The organism is Enterobacter sp. RHBSTW-00593, assembly GCF_013784105.1.
GTDB classification, from domain to species: Bacteria; Pseudomonadota; Gammaproteobacteria; order Enterobacterales; family Enterobacteriaceae; genus Enterobacter; species Enterobacter ludwigii.
Genome location: NZ_CP056393.1, coordinates 794,473 through 813,661, shown reverse-complemented (window position 1 = coordinate 813,661; position 19,189 = coordinate 794,473). Strand labels below are relative to the sequence as shown.

General features: G+C 57.2%; 14 protein-coding genes. 7 read left to right on the top strand and 7 right to left on the bottom strand.

What is annotated here, in order from left to right:
• Positions 1-36: 36 nt before the first annotated feature.
• Positions 37-1,437, bottom strand: coding sequence for a H(+)/Cl(-) exchange transporter ClcA (clcA, locus tag HV242_RS03850; RefSeq protein ID WP_025205197.1), 1,401 nt, complete (start codon positions 1,435-1,437; stop codon positions 37-39).
• 177 nt (positions 1,438-1,614) lie between these two features.
• Here clcA and hemL point away from each other — a divergent pair, with 177 nt between their 5' ends.
• On the top strand, positions 1,615-2,895 hold the full coding sequence (hemL, locus tag HV242_RS03845; RefSeq protein ID WP_020882609.1) for a glutamate-1-semialdehyde 2,1-aminomutase: 1,281 nt from the start codon (positions 1,615-1,617) through the stop codon (positions 2,893-2,895).
• Positions 2,896-2,951: 56 nt separating this feature from the next.
• On the opposite strand, the gene fhuB is transcribed toward hemL, so the two are convergent.
• The 6 genes from fhuB to hrpB form a co-directional block, all read right to left on the bottom strand.
• Complete coding sequence (gene fhuB / locus HV242_RS03840; RefSeq protein ID WP_050737488.1) at positions 2,952-4,934, bottom strand: Fe(3+)-hydroxamate ABC transporter permease FhuB; 1,983 nt, start codon at positions 4,932-4,934, stop codon at positions 2,952-2,954.
• Entirely contained in the window at positions 4,931-5,821 is an 891-nt protein-coding gene (gene fhuD / locus HV242_RS03835; RefSeq protein ID WP_050737489.1) for a Fe(3+)-hydroxamate ABC transporter substrate-binding protein FhuD, read from the bottom strand. The genes fhuB and fhuD overlap by 4 nt, the downstream gene beginning before the upstream one ends.
• On the bottom strand, positions 5,821-6,618 hold the full coding sequence (fhuC, locus tag HV242_RS03830) for a Fe3+-hydroxamate ABC transporter ATP-binding protein FhuC (RefSeq protein WP_020882606.1): 798 nt from the start codon (positions 6,616-6,618) through the stop codon (positions 5,821-5,823). Before fhuC ends, fhuD begins: the two co-directional genes overlap by 1 nt.
• A gap of 50 nt (positions 6,619-6,668) precedes the next feature.
• On the bottom strand, positions 6,669-8,888 hold the full coding sequence (fhuA, locus tag HV242_RS03825; RefSeq protein WP_020882605.1) for a ferrichrome porin FhuA: 2,220 nt from the start codon (positions 8,886-8,888) through the stop codon (positions 6,669-6,671).
• 229 nt (positions 8,889-9,117) lie between these two features.
• Positions 9,118-11,643, bottom strand: a complete 2,526-nt coding sequence (gene mrcB / locus HV242_RS03820) for a bifunctional glycosyl transferase/transpeptidase (RefSeq protein WP_025205202.1) — start codon at positions 11,641-11,643, stop codon at positions 9,118-9,120.
• Between the two features lie 176 nt (positions 11,644-11,819).
• Entirely contained in the window at positions 11,820-14,249 is a 2,430-nt protein-coding gene (gene hrpB / locus HV242_RS03815; protein WP_063858376.1) for an ATP-dependent helicase HrpB, read from the bottom strand.
• Positions 14,250-14,322: 73 nt separating this feature from the next.
• Between hrpB and thpR the strand changes: the two genes are divergently transcribed.
• The 6 genes from thpR to folK all read left to right on the top strand — a co-directional run bounded on the left by thpR (position 14,323) and on the right by folK (position 19,069).
• Positions 14,323-14,877 (top strand): RNA 2',3'-cyclic phosphodiesterase, encoded by a 555-nt coding sequence (gene thpR / locus HV242_RS03810; RefSeq protein WP_014168680.1) that lies wholly within the window; start codon positions 14,323-14,325, stop codon positions 14,875-14,877.
• Complete coding sequence (sfsA, locus tag HV242_RS03805) at positions 14,867-15,571, top strand: DNA/RNA nuclease SfsA (protein ID WP_014168679.1); 705 nt, start codon at positions 14,867-14,869, stop codon at positions 15,569-15,571. The genes thpR and sfsA overlap by 11 nt, the downstream gene beginning before the upstream one ends.
• A 176-nt stretch (positions 15,572-15,747) precedes the next feature.
• Entirely contained in the window at positions 15,748-16,203 is a 456-nt protein-coding gene (dksA, locus tag HV242_RS03800) for an RNA polymerase-binding protein DksA (protein WP_001155232.1), read from the top strand.
• 59 nt (positions 16,204-16,262) lie between these two features.
• The gene (gene gluQRS, locus HV242_RS03795; RefSeq protein WP_050737491.1) at positions 16,263-17,153 is read left to right on the top strand and encodes a tRNA glutamyl-Q(34) synthetase GluQRS; all 891 of its coding nucleotides are present in this window, start codon (positions 16,263-16,265) and stop codon (positions 17,151-17,153) included.
• 42 nt (positions 17,154-17,195) lie between these two features.
• A complete protein-coding gene (gene pcnB, locus HV242_RS03790; protein ID WP_071605427.1) occupies positions 17,196-18,593 on the top strand; it encodes a polynucleotide adenylyltransferase PcnB in 1,398 nt (465 codons plus the stop codon).
• The gene (folK, locus tag HV242_RS03785) at positions 18,590-19,069 is read left to right on the top strand and encodes a 2-amino-4-hydroxy-6-hydroxymethyldihydropteridine diphosphokinase (RefSeq protein ID WP_050737492.1); all 480 of its coding nucleotides are present in this window, start codon (positions 18,590-18,592) and stop codon (positions 19,067-19,069) included. The genes pcnB and folK overlap by 4 nt, the downstream gene beginning before the upstream one ends.
• Positions 19,070-19,189 lie beyond the last annotated feature (120 nt).

The window sequence follows — 19,189 nt, the reverse complement described above, 5'->3', positions numbered from 1 at the left end:
TTCTTTATGTCATTATCTAATACCCTGGTAATTCATTCAAGTATTCTGCGTCGGGGCCCGCTCGGCCTCTTGTTTTGCCAGGGTACGGGCAAGAATGGTGGAGTATAGCGGTTTTCCACCCAGGAATTGGGCTAATAGTGTCGCGCCGAGACAGGTAATGATCATTGGCAAAATGAGCTGGTAATTATCCGTCATCTCCAGAACCAGCACGATGCCGGTCAACGGCGCGCGCAGGGACGCCGCCAGCAGCGCGCCCATTCCGGCAATAGCAAAGGTCCCGGCGTCCAGATGATAGGCCGGGAATCCGGCAGCAGCGACCATGCCAAACGCGGTTCCCAGAAGCGTACCCAGCGCCAGCATCGGGGCAAAAATACCGCCAGGCGCACCGGAGGAGAAGCACAATACGGTGGTAATCACCCGCGAAATAAACATGAACAGCAACAGACCAATGCTGAAATTACCCGCTGCGGCAATCGGTATCAGCCCGAAGCCACCGCCTGCGGCATTGGGCTCAATGAAGCCGAGCACGCCGCAGGCGCCGCCCAGCAGTCCGCCGATCAATACCCAGCGGGTGGTATTCCCACCATGAATGCGCTGGAACATATCCTGAGCGCGTAAGATAAGCGTGTTAAACAGCGGGCCGACCACGCCAAAAATCATGCCGAGGATCAGGTACAGCCACAGCGTATTCACCGGCGCATTGGTCAGTTTTCCCACCTCAATCACCGCCCCTTCGCCATTAAAAATGCGAAAGACAATGCTCGACATAATGACGCCGGTGAATACCGCTTTTATCGAGATAAGGTTGTAGCGAAACTGTGCCCGCATCTCTTCAATAATGAACAGGATCCCCGCGAGCGGTGCGTTGAACGCCGCCGAAAGGCCGGCCGCCGCCCCCGTTGCCAGCAGCGTATGTCGCGCCTCCGCGCTGCGCATGCGAAACAGATCGCCGACCATGCGCCCAACGTTTCCGCCCAGCTGCACCGTTGGCCCTTCGCGCCCGAGCACCATGCCTGCACCGAGCGTTCCCATGCCACCGATAAATTTTACCGGGATGACGCGCCACCAGCGAACCGGCCTCAGCTCTTCCAGCGCGCCTTCTATTTCAGGGATCCCGGAACCGCCCGCTTCCGGCGCAAATTTACGAACCAGGAAATAGCCCACCATGGCGAACAGCGCTGATAAGCCAAAGGCCCACACCCATACCCATCCACCGCTATAGGCAAAACCCGCCACGGTTCCAATTCGCCAGTTCATTATCGCGTTAACCGCTTTTTCGAAGGCGATACCCACCAGCCCGGCAACTGCGCCGACCACGGCAGCAGCCAGCAGGATAGCCAGCGGCGTTTTATCACGATTAAGCAAGCGCCGGATGCTGATACGGTGCTGCGCACGTCTGAACTGCTGTTCAGTATAAGAATGAGTGTCTGCTTTCATTACCGTTTCTTTTCGTCATACAAATAACCGCAGGGATTTTACCAGAGTGCGTAATATCATCCCGTGAAAAATACTTAACAATTGTTTAGGCATGAAAGGGGGCAAAAATTTCATTACCTTCCGAGGATCACTTAGAATAGTGTGCTTAATCATTTTATACGAACCAGGAACGACGCCATGAGCAAGTCTGAAAACCTCTACAGTGCAGCCCGCGAGCTTATCCCAGGTGGCGTGAATTCGCCTGTTCGCGCCTTTACCGGCGTAGGCGGTACGCCGCTGTTTATCGAACGTGCTGACGGCGCGTATCTGTATGATGTCGATGGCAAAGCCTATATCGATTATGTCGGCTCCTGGGGTCCGATGGTGCTGGGTCACAACCATCCTGCTATCCGCAATGCGGTGATCGAAGCCGCCCAGCGCGGCCTGAGCTTCGGCGCGCCAACCGAGATGGAAGTGAAAATGGCGGAACTGGTCACCGAACTGGTCCCGACAATGGACATGGTGCGTATGGTGAACTCCGGTACCGAGGCCACCATGAGCGCGATCCGCCTGGCACGTGGCTTTACCGGCCGCGACAAGATCATCAAATTTGAAGGCTGCTACCACGGTCATGCGGACTGCCTGCTGGTAAAAGCCGGCTCCGGCGCGCTGACCCTCGGTCAGCCGAACTCACCGGGCGTACCGGCTGACTTTGCGAAGCATACCCTGACCTGCACCTATAACGATCTGAACACCGTTCGGGCAGCCTTCGAGCAGTATCCGCAGGAGATTGCCTGCATCATCGTTGAACCTGTCGCAGGCAACATGAACTGCATTCCTCCGCAGCCGGAGTTCCTGCCGGGTCTGCGCGCCCTGTGCGATGAGTTTGGCGCTCTGCTGATCATCGACGAAGTGATGACCGGCTTCCGCGTCGCGCTGGCGGGGGCACAGTCTTACTACGGCGTAGAGCCGGACCTGACGTGCCTTGGCAAAATCATCGGCGGCGGCATGCCTGTCGGTGCATTCGGGGGACGTAAAGAGGTGATGGAAGCGCTGGCGCCGACTGGCCCGGTCTACCAGGCGGGTACCCTTTCCGGCAACCCGATTGCGATGGCCGCAGGTTTCGCCTGTCTGACCGAAGTCGCGCAGCCGGGTATTCACGAAACCCTGACAGACCTGACAACTCAACTGGCCAACGGCCTGCTGGAGGCCGCGCAAGAAACCGGTATTCCTCTGGTGGTAAACCACGTTGGTGGGATGTTCGGGATTTTCTTCACCGATGCGACAACCGTGACCTGCTATCAGGATGTGGTGAAGTGTGACGTTGAACGCTTCAAGCGCTTCTTCCATCTGATGCTGGAAGAAGGCGTCTACCTGGCACCATCAGCGTTTGAAGCAGGCTTTATGTCCGTCGCGCACAGCGAAGACGATATCAATAAGACTATCGATGCTGCGCGCCGGGTCTTTGCGAAGTTGTAAGACAGAAACGATCTGCTGCCCTCTCCACCCGGAGAGGGCAATACCCCACCGCCCTTCTACCTGCTTTGCTTTCTCAACAAATAGATAAAGTACGGCGCACCGATAAACGTCGACAGCAACCCGGCAGGTATCTGGTACGGGAACAGCACCATCCGCCCCAGCCAGTCAGCAACCACCAGTATTACGCCCCCCGTCAGCGCCGACATCACAATGTGCGGCATCGTGCGACGAAAGCCCATCATTCTGGCAATGTGCGGCGCCATTAAGCCGACAAAGCTCAGCGGGCCGATGGTCATGGTGGCCGTTGCCGTGAGGCATGCGGCCAGCAGCAGTAACCCGATACGGGACGGCGTCAGGGCCATCCCCACCGCACGCGCGGTCTCGCCGCCCAGCGGCAGAATGGTCATCCAGCGACGACACAGCGGCACCATCGCCAGCAATACGATCATTGCAATCCCGGAATGCACGACCTGGCTGCCGGTGGCGCTGTACGTTGAACCGGAGATCCAGGTCAGGATCTTGGCCATACGCGGATCGCCACTCGCCTGCAGCATCATCAGCAGCATGGTAAATGCCGTGCTGAGCGCCATCCCGGCAAGCAGCATCCGGTGAGGGGAAAACCCACCACGCCCGGAGGCAATGAGGATGATCAGCAGCGTCACCGCCGCGCCAACGCTCCCGGCAGGCATCAACCAGCCGAAGGCATTTCCCGGCACCAGGAACAGCATCAGGACCACGCCAAAGGCGGCCCCAGAACTGATACCCAGAACCTCCGGGCTGGCCATCGGGTTACCGGTCAGACGCTGGATAATACAGCCCGCCACCGCCAGCATGACCCCGGCGATTAACGCCGAGAGAATGCGCGGCCAGCGCCACTGCATGAGTTCGTTAAGCAGATCCCCAGACGCCCAGTGCCAGCCCACCGCATCGCGTCCGAAAGCGAGCGCGGCAAATGAGATAACAATCAGCACTGCCAGCCCGGCAAGGCTGAACCCCAGCACTGACTGGCGCTCAGCATAGACCTTATCGCCAGCATCCATCGCTGGCGCGCTGATACTGCGCAGACGCGGCAGCAGCCACAGCAGCAGCGGTGCACCGATAAGCGCCGTCATCGAACCGGTAGACACTTCCATCCAGACGCGTGCCAGCCAGAGAATGATTTGATCGGAAAGCCAGAGGATCAACGCGCCAATCAGCGGGGCTAACATCAGGCGCGCCAGCAGGCGGCGCGCACCGAGCATTTTTGCCAGCAGCGGCGCAAACAGTCCGATAAACCCGATGATGCCTACCGCATTAACCAGCAGGGCACTGAGCACAATTGCCAGCGTCAGCGCCCCCAGACGGGCCAGCGACAGCGCCAGCCCCAGGTTACGCGCAACGCCATCATCAAGACCCATTAACGTCAGCGGGCGCAAGAGCAGCAGCGTCAACACGACGCCACCGGCGAGCTGCGGCCACAGACGCTGCACGACGCTCCAGTCGGTCTGGGTGAGCGTACCGGTGCTCCAGAGGAACATGCTTTGCAGCTGATCGTGATGGAACAGCACCAGCAGCTGATTAATCGCGCCGCAGTACAGGCTCACCACCAGCCCCGCAAGAATAAGCGTGACGGGGGAGAGACGCTTGCCCCAGGCGACGCCGAATACCAGCGCGCCCACCACACACGCACCGGCGAGGGCAGCAAACTGCGAGGTCAATGCCCCTGGCAACGCCCAGAGCGTGGTAATCGTGATCCCAAGCTGTGCCCCGGTCGCCACGCCAAGCGTCGTCGGCTCGGCCAGAGGGTTACGCAGTACCTGCTGGAATAAAACGCCCACCAGCCCTAATCCCGCCCCGACCAGCAGCGAAATCGCAAGCCGCGGCAACAGACTGTAGTGGAACAGCATTTGCTGAATATTATCGATATCTGGCGCCACCAGCGCCCCACGCCACTGGTCGCGCGGTAAGGCCGTCGACAGATTGAACCAGGTCAATGCCAGCGCGCACAGGAAAATGAGGCAAAGCAACAGTGCCGGGAAACGGGCAATACGCGTACTCATGCCTGGCCTCCCAGCGCGTTGTCCAGCACGCGGGCAAAGTGCATGGCAGAAAGCGTCGCGCCGTAGAACCATACCGCAGGTGCGCGCAGGAACCGTTTTTCACGCACAAACGGCATTGCCTGCCAGAGCGGCGTCGCCATCAGGGTTTGCATCTCCCGCTCGTTGCCGTGGTCAAAGCACAACACATCGACATCGCGAAATGCCGCAAGACGGTCAATCCCCACGGCGGTGCTGCCCCAGAAGGTCATCTCCCCTTCCCAGGCATTACGAATACCAAAACTGTCGAGCACGTCCTGGAACAGGCAGTTTTTCCCAAAGACCAGCATATGGCGGGCATCCAGCAGCGTCACCATCAACAGCGGGCGATCGCCCCGGTGAGCAAAACGCGGCTTCAGGGTGTTAATCAGGGCATCAAAATCGTCGAGATGTTTTTTGGCCTCAACCTCACGGTTAAGGAACTGTGCCATCTCGTGGAGGGAGTTTTTCGCCATCGCCAGCGGATTTTTACCGTCGCTGAAGGAGAAACCACGGCCGGGGGCAATCCGTGCCATTGTCTCTTCTGACGGGCCGTAACCTGCAGACCAGAACAGGAATGACGGCTTCATCTGGGTGAGCAGTTCGAGGTTTGGCTCGGTGCGCAGGCCGATGTCGATTACCGAGTCCGGTAGCCTCGGCTCATTCACCCACAGCCTGTAGTTGGGAATATCCGCCACGCCATAGGGCGTAACGCCCAGCGCCATCATCAGCTCTACCGGCAACCATTCCAGCGCCACAATGCGGTGTGGATCGACCGCAGCCGCACGCGCGGTATTCATTTTTAACAGCAGCGGTGAAAGCGCCATTGCCGTCAGCAGACGACGGCGACTCATCAACATAGAATCCAGCATCAGTACACAAAGCTCACCGGTGCAGCCCCGGCAGGGTGAGGCAAAATCCCCATTGGAATACCGTAAATGTGTTCCAGCGTTTCACTGCGCATCAGTTCAGACGGCGTCCCCTGGGCGATCATTTCACCGCCGCGCAGGGCAACGAGGTAATCGCAGTAACGCGCGGCCATGTTGATATCATGCAGGACCGCGATAACCGTCAGACCGCGCTGCTGGCTTAAACGATGCACCAGCGCAAGCACGTCGACCTGATGGGCAATGTCCAGCGCAGAGGTCGGTTCGTCGAGCAGCAGGCAGCGGCTGTCCTGGGCCACCAGCATTGCTATCCACGCGCGCTGACGTTCCCCTCCTGACAGGCTGTCTACCAGACGGTGGGCCAGCGGTTTTAGCCCCACCAGCGCAATCGCCTCTTCCACTTTCTCTCTGTCGGCCACGCCGAAACGGCCAAGCGCGCCGTGCCACGGATAACGCCCAATCGCCACCAGTTCACGCACGGTCATCCCCTCCGCCTGCGGCAACTGCTGCGGCAGATACGCCACTTTGCGGGCAAAGGCTTTACTGCTCCAGCTCTCCAGCGGCTGACCGTCCAGCAGGATATCGCCTTCTGACGGCGGCTGATGGCGGCCAAGCATTTTGAGCAGCGTTGATTTACCAGAGCCGTTGTGACCAATCAGGCCTGTCACTTTACCTGCAGGGAAGGTCAAAGAGAGCGGATGCAGCAGGGTGCGTCCGGGCACGCGAAAGGAGAGATTATTGAGCGTGAAGGTGGTGTCGGATTGCGTTTGATTATCCTGCATATCGGCCAACTTAAATAAAAAGGGCACGGCGAACCGTGCCCGAAGAGAGATTAGAAGCGGAAGGTCGCGGTGGCGACAACCTGACGTTCAGCACCCCAGTAGCATGCATAATCCTTGTAGCAGCTGGAGACATATTCCCGATCGAACAGGTTATTCACGTTCACCGCCACAGATGACCCCGGCAGACCCAGACGGGCCAGATCGTATTTCACCATCGCATCGGCAAGGGTGTAGCTCGCGACGTTAAACGGCTGATCTTTTTTGTCGCCGCTTGAGTAGTAGCTCACCGTGTTACCGATGTAACGGGTACCGGCACCAATCGTCAGGCCGCTTAAGGCCGTGTCGGTGAAGGTGTAATCTGCCCACAATGACGCCTGATTACGCGGCACTTCCGCCGGACGTTTACCTTCAAAGGTGCTGTCATGGGTGTACTCAGCATCAATAAAGCTGTACGCCGCGGTCACATTAATATTGGCGTTAACCGCTGCTTTCGCTTCCAGTTCGAAACCGCGAGAACGGATCTCACCGGTCTGGATACTGTGAGTATTCGTTGGATCGTTCGGATCCGCCGTCAGGTTCTTATCCTTAGTCAGCTGGAACAGCGACGCGGTGACCACAACCGGCAGGTCTTTCGGCGCGTATTTCACACCCGTTTCATACTGCTTACCGCGGGAAGGGTCGAACGGTGTGCCGTTACGATCGGCGCCCGATACCGGCTCAAACGACTCGCTGTAGCTGAAGTAAGGTGAAATACCGTTATCAAAGAGATAGTTAATTCCCCCGCGCCAGGTGAAAGCCTGGTCGTGGTTTTCAGCCAGCGAATCGGCCGTACCGCGCGTCAGCGTTGAGGCCATCACGTAGTCGTAGCGTCCGCCCAGCGTCAGCACCCACTTATCCCACTCCGCCTGATCCTGAGCATAGAGCCCGGTCTGTTCATTACGATTAACGACGGAATAGTTAGACCATGGCAGGTTGGTGTTGATGTTCGCGTTGCCGTAATCCGGGTTCTGGATATCAATAGGGTCGGCGGAACCGTACAGCGCATTGATATCATTACGCATACGCGAGTAATCAACACCCGTCAGCAACGTGTGGTCTACGGCGCCCGTCGCGAATGTCGACTGCAGCTGAGTATCCACGGTGAACATATTCAGATCTTCATCTGAACGCACATAAGCGCGGTTAATTTTGCCAGGCTCAGCGTAGCCATTGCCGTAAACAGAGCGGTAGAGCGTATGAACTTTTGCGTAACGCAGATTCTGACGCACGGTGAACGTGTCATCAAACTGATGCGAGAAGCTGTAACCAATCAACTGCTGGCGACGAGCCATCTTATTATCCGCTTCACCTTCGTTGAAATCGGTTGGGATCTTATGCTCATTGCCGTTTGCGTCACGGTATGGCACTACCGTCCCTTCCCGTGGCAACCAGCCGTAGTAGCCCGCTTCCGGATCGTTCTGGAAATTGCTCAGAAAGGTGAAATCGGTTTTGTCATCCGGACGCCAGCTAAAGGAGGGCGCAACCGCATAGCGGGTTGATTTTGACATCTCCTGCTGTGCGTTCTGACTACTGCCAAGACCGGTCAGGCGGTACGACCACACGCCATCTTCATCGATTGCATCACTGAAATCGAAGCCCGTTTGCCACAGGTTATTGGTCCCCATTTTAAACTGGACTTCTTTCAGCGGCTCGGTCAGTGGGCGTTTGCTCACCATACTGACGATACCGCCTGGATTGCTGTTGCCGTAGAGCACAGACGTAGGTCCGCGCATCACTTCTACGCGCTCAAGGAAGTACGGATCCATGGAAGCTTCGGAGTAGTTATTCCCCATCAGCTTCATGCCATCGAGATACTGGTTGGTGTTTACCGTCGAAGGCGCGGTAAAACCACGAATTGAGACCACATCATAGGTGGTGGAGCTGCCGCGGGTCGCAAACACGCTCGGCGTATAGCCCAGCGCCTCTTTTACGGTCGCTGGCTGGCGGCGTTCCATTTCATCACGCGTTACCACGGAAATAGACTGCGGGGTCTTTTCAATCGCGGTATCGGTTTTGGTCGCCGTTGCCGTGCGTTTTGCTGCGATCGTTGGCGCAGGCCCCCACGGACTTTCCTGGGCGGCAGGCGCGGCAGTGACGGTGATGGTTTCTTCTTTTTTCTGGGTTTCAGCCGCATGTGCATACGTAGACATGCCGGCAACCGCTGTGGCTACGACGACCGCGATTTTTCGCAGCGACGTGTGAATTGGCTGAGCAGTATTGGAAAGCGCCATGTTTATCTCTGATGGAAAAGTGAATGATAACGTAAACGAGAATTATTATTATGACCGCAGAATAATATGCGAAACGCTGGCTGCATAGCAAGCAGTAAGCGGCCCTACGAGAATTAAGGGTTTAAGAAATAAACAAGAGAAAACGAAGGGTTAATCAGAATGAAAACGAGGGTTAAGGAAATGGAAAGTACAGGTAAAAAAATCCCCCCTTTCGGGGGGATGTGAGGCGTTAGTTACCGCCGAACATATCTTTAATCCAGCCCGCGACACCGTCGCTGTCTTTTTTCTCATTCTGCTGCTGCGGCTGTTGTTGCGGCTGCTGCTGAGGCTGAGAAGACTGCTCGAACGGGTTACCCGTCGGTTGCTCTGGCTGGCTTTGCTGGCACAGCGAATCCGGGTTGGTGGTCCAGACAGGCAAGGTACGCATACCACCGCCACAGACAAAGTTACCGGAACCGTCCACGCCCATATCGACGATATCTTCCGGCGCCACCAGATTCAGCGGTACCGGAGACTGATTCGCCAGATAGCGCTGGTAAATCGACATCGCCCCGCTTGCACCATACAGTTTGGTTGGCTGGTTGTTATCGCGACCTACCCAAGTGATCACCACTTCACGGCCATCGATACCGGCGAACCAGGTATCCACGTTATTGTTGGTGGTCCCGGTTTTACCTGCCAGATGCAGGCCCGGATACTTCGCACCCAGTTGACGTCCGGTCCCCCGCTGCACAACCTGCTGCATCGTCCACAACGTCATATAAGCCGCCTGCGCTGGCACGGCACGTTCCGCTTGCGGGAAGCTCTGATACAACACGGAGCCGTCCTCAGCAATCACTGAACGCAGAGCAGAGAGCGGTGCACGGTTACCCCCGCTGGCAATGGTCTGGAACGCCTGAGCCACTTCGATCGGCGTCAGGTTAAGCGCCCCCAGGATCATCGCCGGAACAGGATGGAGCTGATCTTTCGGCACACCCAGTTTCTGCCAGGTGTCGACAATCGCCGGCAGACCGAGCGCCATACCCAGGTTCACCGTTGGCACGTTCATCGAGCGGGTCAACGCATCCACCAGCATGACCTGGCCGCTGAACTGTTTATCGTCGTTCTGCGGAGACCATACCTGGCCGTTAGGCTGGCGCAGGGAAATCGGCGCATCGGCAATCCAGGTATTCAGGCGATACTGGTTAGGCTGACTCAGGGCGGTAAGATAGGTTGCCGGTTTCGCCAGTGAACCAATCGAACGTCGCGCCTGCATTGCACGGTTGTAGCCTGCGAACTGCGGCTCAGCACCGCCCACCATGGCGCGAACTTCGCCGGTGTTACGGTCAACCACCACCATCGCGGTTTCAAGATCGCTCAGCTTACGCTGTTTCTTCAGCGCCGGGATGCCTTCCACCGCAGCTTTTTCAGCGGCTTCCTGCGCCACGGAATCGAAGGTAGTAAAGATCTTCACGCCGGAGAGATCTTTCACCTTATCACCGAGCTTGCTTTGCAGCTCCTGACGCACCAGCTGCATAAACGCAGGCTGAGGCGAGATCACGCCACCGCGCGGCTGAACGCCGAGTGGTCGTGCGCTCAGCATGTCGTACAGCTCCTGGTCAATCACCTGCTGCTGTTGCAGCAGACGCAGCACCAGGTTACGACGTTCCAGCGCCAGTTTCGGGTTACGCCACGGGTTATAAATGGACGCCCCTTTCACCATGCCCACCAGCAGCGCCTGCTGGTCAAGGCTCAGCTCTTCCACCGGACGACCAAAGTAGTACAGACTTGCCAGCGGGAAGCCGCGGATTTCGTTATCCCCGCTCTGACCGAGGTACACCTCGTTCATGTACAGCTCAAGGATACGATCCTTGCTGTAACGCGCATCCATCAGTACGGCCATGTACGCTTCGTTGGCTTTACGCCAGTAAGAGCGTTCACTGGAGAGGAACAGGTTCTTCACCAGCTGCTGGGTCAGCGTACTCGCCCCCTGTACCGTCCGTCCGGCGGTCAGGTTAGCCAGCACCGCACGGCCAATCGAGTAGAGGCTGATGCCATCATGCTCATAGAAGTGACGGTCTTCGGTTGCCAGCAGGGTATCAACCAGCAGGTCCGGGAAGCCGTTACGGGCAACGAACAGACGTTGTTCGCCGTTCGCCGACGAGAGCATGGTGATCAGACGCGGATCGAGACGGAAGAAACCGAACTGACGGTTGTTATCCATGTTCTCGATGGTGTCCAGACGATCGCCGTCAAAGGTCAGACGCGCACGCACCTGGCCCTCTTTGCTGTCCGGGAAATCAAACGGACGGCGGATCATCTCAATGCTTTTCGCCTGCACGGTAAATTCGCCAGGACGCGTCATTTTCGACACCTGACGATACTGGGTGGCTTCCAGCAGTTTCACCATCTCGTTCTTGCTGATGGACATATCTGGCTCAAGGTTCACCATGCGGCCATACACCGCCGCAGGCAGTTGCCAGACTTTTCCGTCGATACGGCTACGGATCTTCTGATCCAGATAGACGCCGTAAATCGCCATCAGCACAACAAATACAATGAACAGCTTCAGCAACAGCCAGAACCAGCCGCGCTTGCCCCGAGGCTTACGCCCTTTGCCTTTCCCTTTACGCGGCATCGGTTCTTCATCCTCATAATCGTCTTCATAGTCATCGTCATAATCCTCATCTCTGAGGCGACGACGGCTTACCTTTTCTTTCGCCGGACGCGTTGGTTTTCCCTTACGTCCTATTGGCTCGCGGTCATTCCCCGCCATGCTTTTTCTCCGCAACTTTCAGGCGCAAGGGCCCGATTCTCTTTTCTTCCACTGGCCTGTGAAAGAAGAAATCTCTCAAAGTAAACAGCAAGACCTTCCAGACAGGAACGTCTTTAGTATTTTCTCCCGCACCCTGCGGGTGAGGGCATCAAGCCGCACGTTCCCAGCCACGCCCGTCACGAATACTTCTTCGTCCGTCGTGTCGGTGCCGTATTTGCCGGATCGTCCGGCCAGACATGTTTGGGATACCGCCCCTTCATCTCTTTTTGCACGTCACGGTAGCTCCCCGCCCAGAATGCCCCCAGGTCGCGGGTAATCTGTAATGGGCGATGGGCTGGCGACAACAGTTCCAGCACCAGAGAGACGCGCCCTTGCGCCACAGAAGGCGTGGTGGCCTCTCCAAACATTTCCTGCATACGTACCGCCAGCGCCGGAGGATTATCCTCGTGATAACGAATGGCAATCCGGCTTCCGGTCGGCACAGTGTAATGCCCTGGCAGTTCACTATCCAGACGTTGACGTAATGACCAGTCCAGTAAATTCTGTAACGCGACCTTAACATCAAGCGCTTTTAGCGCACGCAGCGAGTGTACACCGTGCATTTGCGGCAGCAGCCAGCGTTCCAGCGAGCCCAGCAATGTCTCATCATCGACCGCGGGCCAGTCATACTCCGGTAGCCAGCGCGCGGCACAGTGAAGACGAATACGGTACTGTTCCGCCTCTGGCGTCCAGTTCAGCACCCCTACCCCTTTGTCCCGGATGCCGTTCAGCATGGCCAGATGCAGCACCTCTTCCGACGGTTTTGCCAGCGGCGTGGTGCCGAGGATCAGTTTACCTGTCTGGCTGCGACGAAATGCCTTCAGCGTGCCCTGAGCCTCATCCCATTCCACGGTATCGGATTGCTGGACCAACTGCGGACAGGCACGCGTCAGGGCATCAATATCCACCGCGATAGCCTGTAAAATACGCGCGTCCGGGGAGTGGCTACCCTGTAACAGTAACGGCGCAATCAGCCATTCGTGACGCGTCATGGCGTCATCGCTGTCCAGCATGGCACCCATGCCATTGGCCAGTTGATACCGCCCGTCCAGACCGCGACGACGCGCGATCCTGTCGGGAAACGCCTGCGCTAACAGAGGCGCGATAGCCGCGCTGTCTGGCGACCCGGCTTTGCCGTTGAGTCGCCGGCAAAGCTGCTGCGCCCGCTGCTGCCAGTTCCCCTGATTGCGGGAAAAGGCCTGCGCCAGATCTCTGCTGCCACCGCGTGGTGGCTCCTCAAGAATAGCCGCCAGTTTCGCCGCCGTAGCAATTTCATCCTCCCCCTGCGCGGCCACCAGCATCGCCGCCAGGCGAGGGTCATTGCCCAGCGCGGCCATTTTTTGCCCGCGGGATGACAATCGCTCACCATCAAGCGCCCCCAGGCGGTTCAGTAAGGCCCGGGCAGCAGCAAGGTTCGCGGCGGGTGGAGGATTAAGCCAGGTCAGCTGTGCCGGATCCGGGCATCCCCACTGCAAAAGATCCATCACCAGCCCCGCCAGATCGCTGTGTAAAATTTCCGGCGTGCTTTGCTGTGCAGCGCGCTCAGCCTGCTCTGCGCTGGTCAAATGCAGGCAGATACCGGGCTCAAGACGTCCCGCACGGCCTGCACGCTGGACCATCGACGCCTGGCTTATGCGCTGCGTCAGCAGTTTAGTCAGCCCGGTGCGCGCGTCAAAGCTCGCCACCCTCTCCTGCGCACTGTCCACCACCAGGCGAATGCCTTCTATGGTTAAACTGGTTTCGGCAATATTGGTTGCCAGCACCACTTTACGCTGCCCCGCGGGCGCGGGCAGGATTGCTTTACGCTGATCCGCCAGCGACAGCGCGCCGTAGAGCGGGCAAAGCAGCACGTCACTTCCCACCCGGGAAGCCAGTTGGTCCTGCACGCGCTGGATCTCGCCTACGCCTGGCAAAAACAGCAATAGCGATCCTGATTCCTGGCGGAGCAATTCGGCGGTTGCGATGGCTACCGCGTCGTCAAAACGCTGATGGGCAGGCAACGGTTGATAGCGACGCTCAACGGGAAATGCTCTGCCTTCGGAGGCGATAACCGGCGCGTCGGGCAACGTCTGCTGCAGTCGCTCGTTATCCAGCGTAGCGGACATGATAAGCAACCGGAGGTCGTCGCGTAGCCCTTGCTGAACATCAAGTAACAGCGCCAGTGCCAGATCTGCCTGCAGGCTACGCTCGTGGAATTCATCCAGAATCACCAATCCGACGCCGTTTAACTCCGGATCGTTTTGCAGCATGCGGGTCAGGATCCCTTCGGTCACCACCTCAAGGCGCGTGGACGGGCCAACGCAGGTTTCGGCGCGCATACGGTAACCCACCGTCTCGCCCGGCTTTTCACCAAGCAGTTCCGCCAGGCGCTGCGCCACGTTCCGTGCGGCCAGCCTGCGCGGCTCCAGCAGGATAATTTTCCCGCGGACAGTGCCCTCTTTGAGGATCTGCAGCGGCAGCCAGGTAGATTTACCTGCGCCCGTCGGGGCGTTAAGTAAAACCTGCGGGGCATGGTGTAAGGCAGCAAGAAGCTCAGGAAGGACGACGGCGACCGGCAATGAGGACACTAACAACTCCAGAGGGTTAACATTAGTCGGCGTACATTGTAGCATCGGCGCATACCATTACCGAGTCCCCTGTATGTCTGAGTCGAAACGGCTGTTTTTTGCCATAGAATTGCCCTCCACGCTGCAGCGAAAAATCGTTCGCTGGCGAGCCAGCCATTTTCCCCAGGACGCAGGCCGTCCGATCGCGGCGGCAAACCTGCACCTGACGCTGGCCTTTCTGGGCGATGTCAGCGCCGAAAAACAGCGCGCGCTGGCAGCAATGGCTGGCCGCATTTCTCAGCCAGCGTTTACGCTGCACCTCGATGACGCGGGCCAGTGGCTGCGCTCACGCGTGGTCTGGTTGGGCACGCGCCAGCCGCCCCGCGGACTTTTACAGCTTGCCAGTATGTTGCGCGCCCAGGCGGCTCGCAGCGGGTGTTACCAGAGTCCGCAGCCGTTTCATCCGCATATCACCCTGCTGCGCGATGCCGGTCAGGCCGTTGCCATTCCGCCACCCGGCTTTCACTGGGACGTTGAGGTCAATACCTTCGCGCTTTACGAATCGGTCTTTACCCAAGGACGCACCCGTTACACGCCGCTACAGCGCTGGTCGCTGGGCGATACCCTAAGGAATTCTGATGAAGTTTAGTCCTGCCCTGCAGCACGCCACGCTGGTTCAGCGCTACAAACGCTTTCTCGCTGATGTGATCACCCCCGAAGGTGAACAGCTCACGCTGCACTGCCCGAACACCGGTGCCATGACCGGCTGTGCGACGCCGGGTGACACGGTCTGGTATTCCACTTCAGAAAATACTAAACGCAAATATGCCCATACCTGGGAAATGACCGAGACGCAAAACGGGGCATTTATTTGCGTGAATACCCTGCGCGCCAATCAATTAGTTAAGGAAGCATTGACCCTTGGCACCCTGCCCGAACTGGTGGGATATGGCACGCATAAAAGTGAAGTTAAATATGGCGATGAAAGCAGCAGAATTGACTTCATGTTACAGGCGGAAGACCGGCCCGAGTGCTATATTGAAGTAAAATCAGTGACGTTAGCGGAACAGGAAAACGGCTACTTCCCGGATGCGGTCACGCTACGGGGGCAGAAGCATCTGCGGGAGCTGATGAGTGTTGCGGCGGCGGGCAAACGCGCCGTATTGCTGTTTGCGGTTTTACATTCAGCCATTGAACGATTTTCTCCAGCCCGCCATATTGATCTCAAATACGCGCAATTGTTGAATGAGGCACAAAAGCAGGGGGTGGAGGTTTTGGCTTATAAAGCGGAACTTTCTGCCGATAATATGACTCTGAGATCCTCTCTTCCCATTGTCTTATAAGGGATTAGACGATTGACTATTAAGTGTTCTGGCCGCGTGCGCAAATACGCTTTTCCTCACAGGCTTGTCAAGTGTTACGTTTAGATAATTGCCATACGGAAAAGCATCTGCTATTTATAGCGACCTGATTTTTCCCCCAACACGGGGATCGATAGTGCGTGTTAAGGAGAAGCAACATGCAAGAAGGGCAAAACCGTAAAACATCGTCCCTGAGTATTCTCGCCATCGCTGGGGTGGAGCCGTATCAAGAGAAGCCGGGCGAAGAGTATATGAACGAAGCCCAGCTGTCGCACTTCAAGCGTATTCTTGAAGCATGGCGTAATCAACTCAGGGATGAAGTCGATCGCACCGTTACTCATATGCAGGATGAAGCTGCTAACTTCCCGGACCCGGTAGACCGTGCCGCTCAGGAAGAAGAGTTCAGCCTCGAACTGCGTAACCGTGACCGCGAACGCAAACTGATCAAAAAGATCGAAAAAACGCTGAAAAAAGTCGAAGACGAAGATTTTGGCTACTGCGAATCCTGCGGTGTTGAAATCGGAATTCGTCGCCTGGAAGCGCGTCCAACCGCCGATCTGTGCATCGACTGTAAAACGCTGGCAGAAATCCGCGAAAAACAGATGGCCGGTTAATACCAGCGCTGTTTACACACTCTAAAGGCGGGAGTTTCTCCCGCCTTGTTACTGTTGATATGTCTGAATCACACTATATTGGGCGCTTCGCGCCATCCCCTTCTGGTGAATTACACTTCGGCTCATTAATTGCCGCCCTCGGCAGCTACCTGCAGGCTCGCGCCCGTCACGGTAAATGGCTGGTCCGCATTGAAGATATTGATCCTCCGCGTGAAGTTCCCGGTGCAGCAGATACCATTCTGCGTCAGCTGGAACATTACGGTCTTCACTGGGACGGCGACGTCCTCAGGCAGTCAAGGCGACATGATGCCTACCGGGAACGCCTGGCGTGGCTCCACGCACAAGGGCTCTCCTACTACTGCACCTGCACCCGCGCGCGTATTCAGAGCGTGGGTGGCGTCTATGACGGCCACTGCCGCACGCGCAATAACGGCCCAGAACTGGCCGCCGTGCGCATAAAGCAGCATGTCCCGGTGACGCACTTTACTGATTTACTCTCCGGCGAGATCCATGCGGATGAACGTCTTGCACGCGAAGATTTTATTATCCACCGCCGTGACGGCTTGTTTGCCTATAACCTGGCGGTTGTGGTTGATGACCATTTCCAGGGCGTGACGGAAATTGTGCGCGGGGCTGACCTGGTGGAACCTACCGTGCGACAAATATCGCTCTATCACCAGTTTGGCTGGAACGCGCCGGATTACATTCATCTGCCGCTGGCGGTCAATGAACAGGGCTTTAAGCTGTCAAAACAAAATCATGCGCCCGCCCTGCCAGACGGCGATCCGCGCCCTGTTTTGATCGACGCGCTGCGATTTCTCAACCAGAATGTAACCAACGAATGGCAGGATTTGCGAATTGACGAACTGCTGAAAATGGCGATCGCCAACTGGACGCTGACGACCGTACCAAAAATCCAGCATTCTCAAATGCGTTGCGCTGAGCTATGATTAGCCGCTTTTTTCATAACAAAACACACTACGAGGTGTACTATTTTTACCCGAGTCGCTAATTTTTGCCGTAAAGTGCTAAGCCGCGAAGAGAGCATGGCGAACGACGCTATTGCGCAAAACCGCATGTCGGTTATTCCACGTGAGCAGCACAATATTTCCCGCAAAGATATCAGTGAAAATGCCCTCAAGGTGCTCTATCGTCTGAATAAAGCAGGCTACGAGGCCTATCTCGTTGGCGGTGGGGTGCGTGATTTACTGCTGGGCAAAAAACCAAAAGATTTCGACGTGACGACCAGCGCCACGCCAGAGCAGGTGCGCAAATTATTCCGTAACTGCCGCCTTGTTGGCCGTCGTTTTCGTCTTGCTCACGTCATGTTTGGGCCGGAAATTATTGAAGTGGCGACCTTCCGCGGTCACCACGAAGCGGGCGAATCCGATCGCACCACCTCCCAGCGCGGCCAGAACGGCATGCTGCTGCGGGACAATATCTTCGGCTCTATCGAAGAAGATGCCCAGCGTCGCGATTTCACGATCAACAGCCTTTACTACAGCGTGGCAGATTTCACCGTCCGTGATTACGTCGGCGGCATGCAGGACCTGAAAGACGGTCTGATTCGCCTGATCGGCACGCCGGAAACGCGTTATCGTGAAGACCCGGTGCGTATGCTGCGCGCCGTACGTTTCGCCGCCAAACTCTCAATGCGCATCAGCCCGGAAACCGCAGAGCCGATACCGCGTCTGGCGACGCTGATTAACGACGTGCCGCCAGCCCGTCTGTTTGAAGAGGCGCTGAAGCTGCTGCAGGCCGGTTACGGCTACGAAACCTACAAGCTGCTACGCGAATACAGCCTTTTCCAGCCCCTGTTCCCGACCATTACGCGCTGCTTTACCGAAAACGGTGACAGCCCAATGGAACGCATGATTGCGCAGGTGCTGAAGAATACCGATACCCGCATTCACAACGATATGCGTGTGAACCCGGCGTTCCTGTTTGCTGCGATGTTCTGGTATCCGCTGCTGGAAGCGGCGCAGAGAATTGCGCAGGAAAGCGGTCTGGCCTACTACGATGCGTTTGCGCTGGCCGCAAATGACGTGCTGGATGAAGCCTGCCGCACGCTCGCCATTCCAAAACGTATTACGACGCTGGTGCGTGATATCTGGCAGCTTCAGCTGCGCATGTCTCGTCGTCAGGGTAAGCGCGCCTGGAAGCTGATGGAACATCCTAAATTCCGCGCTGCGTTCGATTTACTGTCGCTGCGTGCTGAAATTGAACGGAACCAGGAACTGCAGCGTCTGGCGCAGTGGTGGGGAGAATTCCAGGTTTCAGCACCGCCAGAGCAGAAAGATATGCTCGTCGACCTCGATGACGAACCGACGCCGCGTCGTCGCCACCGTCGTCCACGCAAACGTGCGCCGCGCCGTGAAGGTACGGCATGACCCTGGCGTACATTGCCATCGGCAGCAATCTGGCCTCTCCGCTAGAGCAGGTTAATGCTGCCGTTCAGGCGCTGGGTGAAATCCCACAAAGCCGTATTGTGGCGGTCTCTTCTTTCTACCGGACACCGCCGCTGGGGCCACAGGATCAGCCTGATTACCTGAATGCCGCCGTGGTGCTGGACACTGCGCTGGATGCCGACACGCTGCTGGATAATACTCAGCGAATCGAACTGCAGCAGGGCCGCGTACGCAAAGCCGAACGCTGGGGGCCGCGCACCCTCGATCTCGACATTATGCTGTTTGGCCACGAGGTGATTAACACCCCCCGTCTCACCGTTCCGCACTACGACATGAAAAATCGCGGCTTTATGCTCTGGCCGCTGTTCGACGTTGCCCCTGACCTCACCTTCCCTGACGGCCTCGCGCTGAAGGCAGTGCTGGATAGCCTCGACGCAGAAAAACCAGCCCGCTGGTGATCCGCATTTTTACCGGTTAACCCTCACTGAATTGTGGTTAATCGGTTGCCTAAAATCATTGTTCCCTCAAATGTTACTGTTAGAATGCGCAAAGATTCGCTTTTGGGCTATCAGGAAACA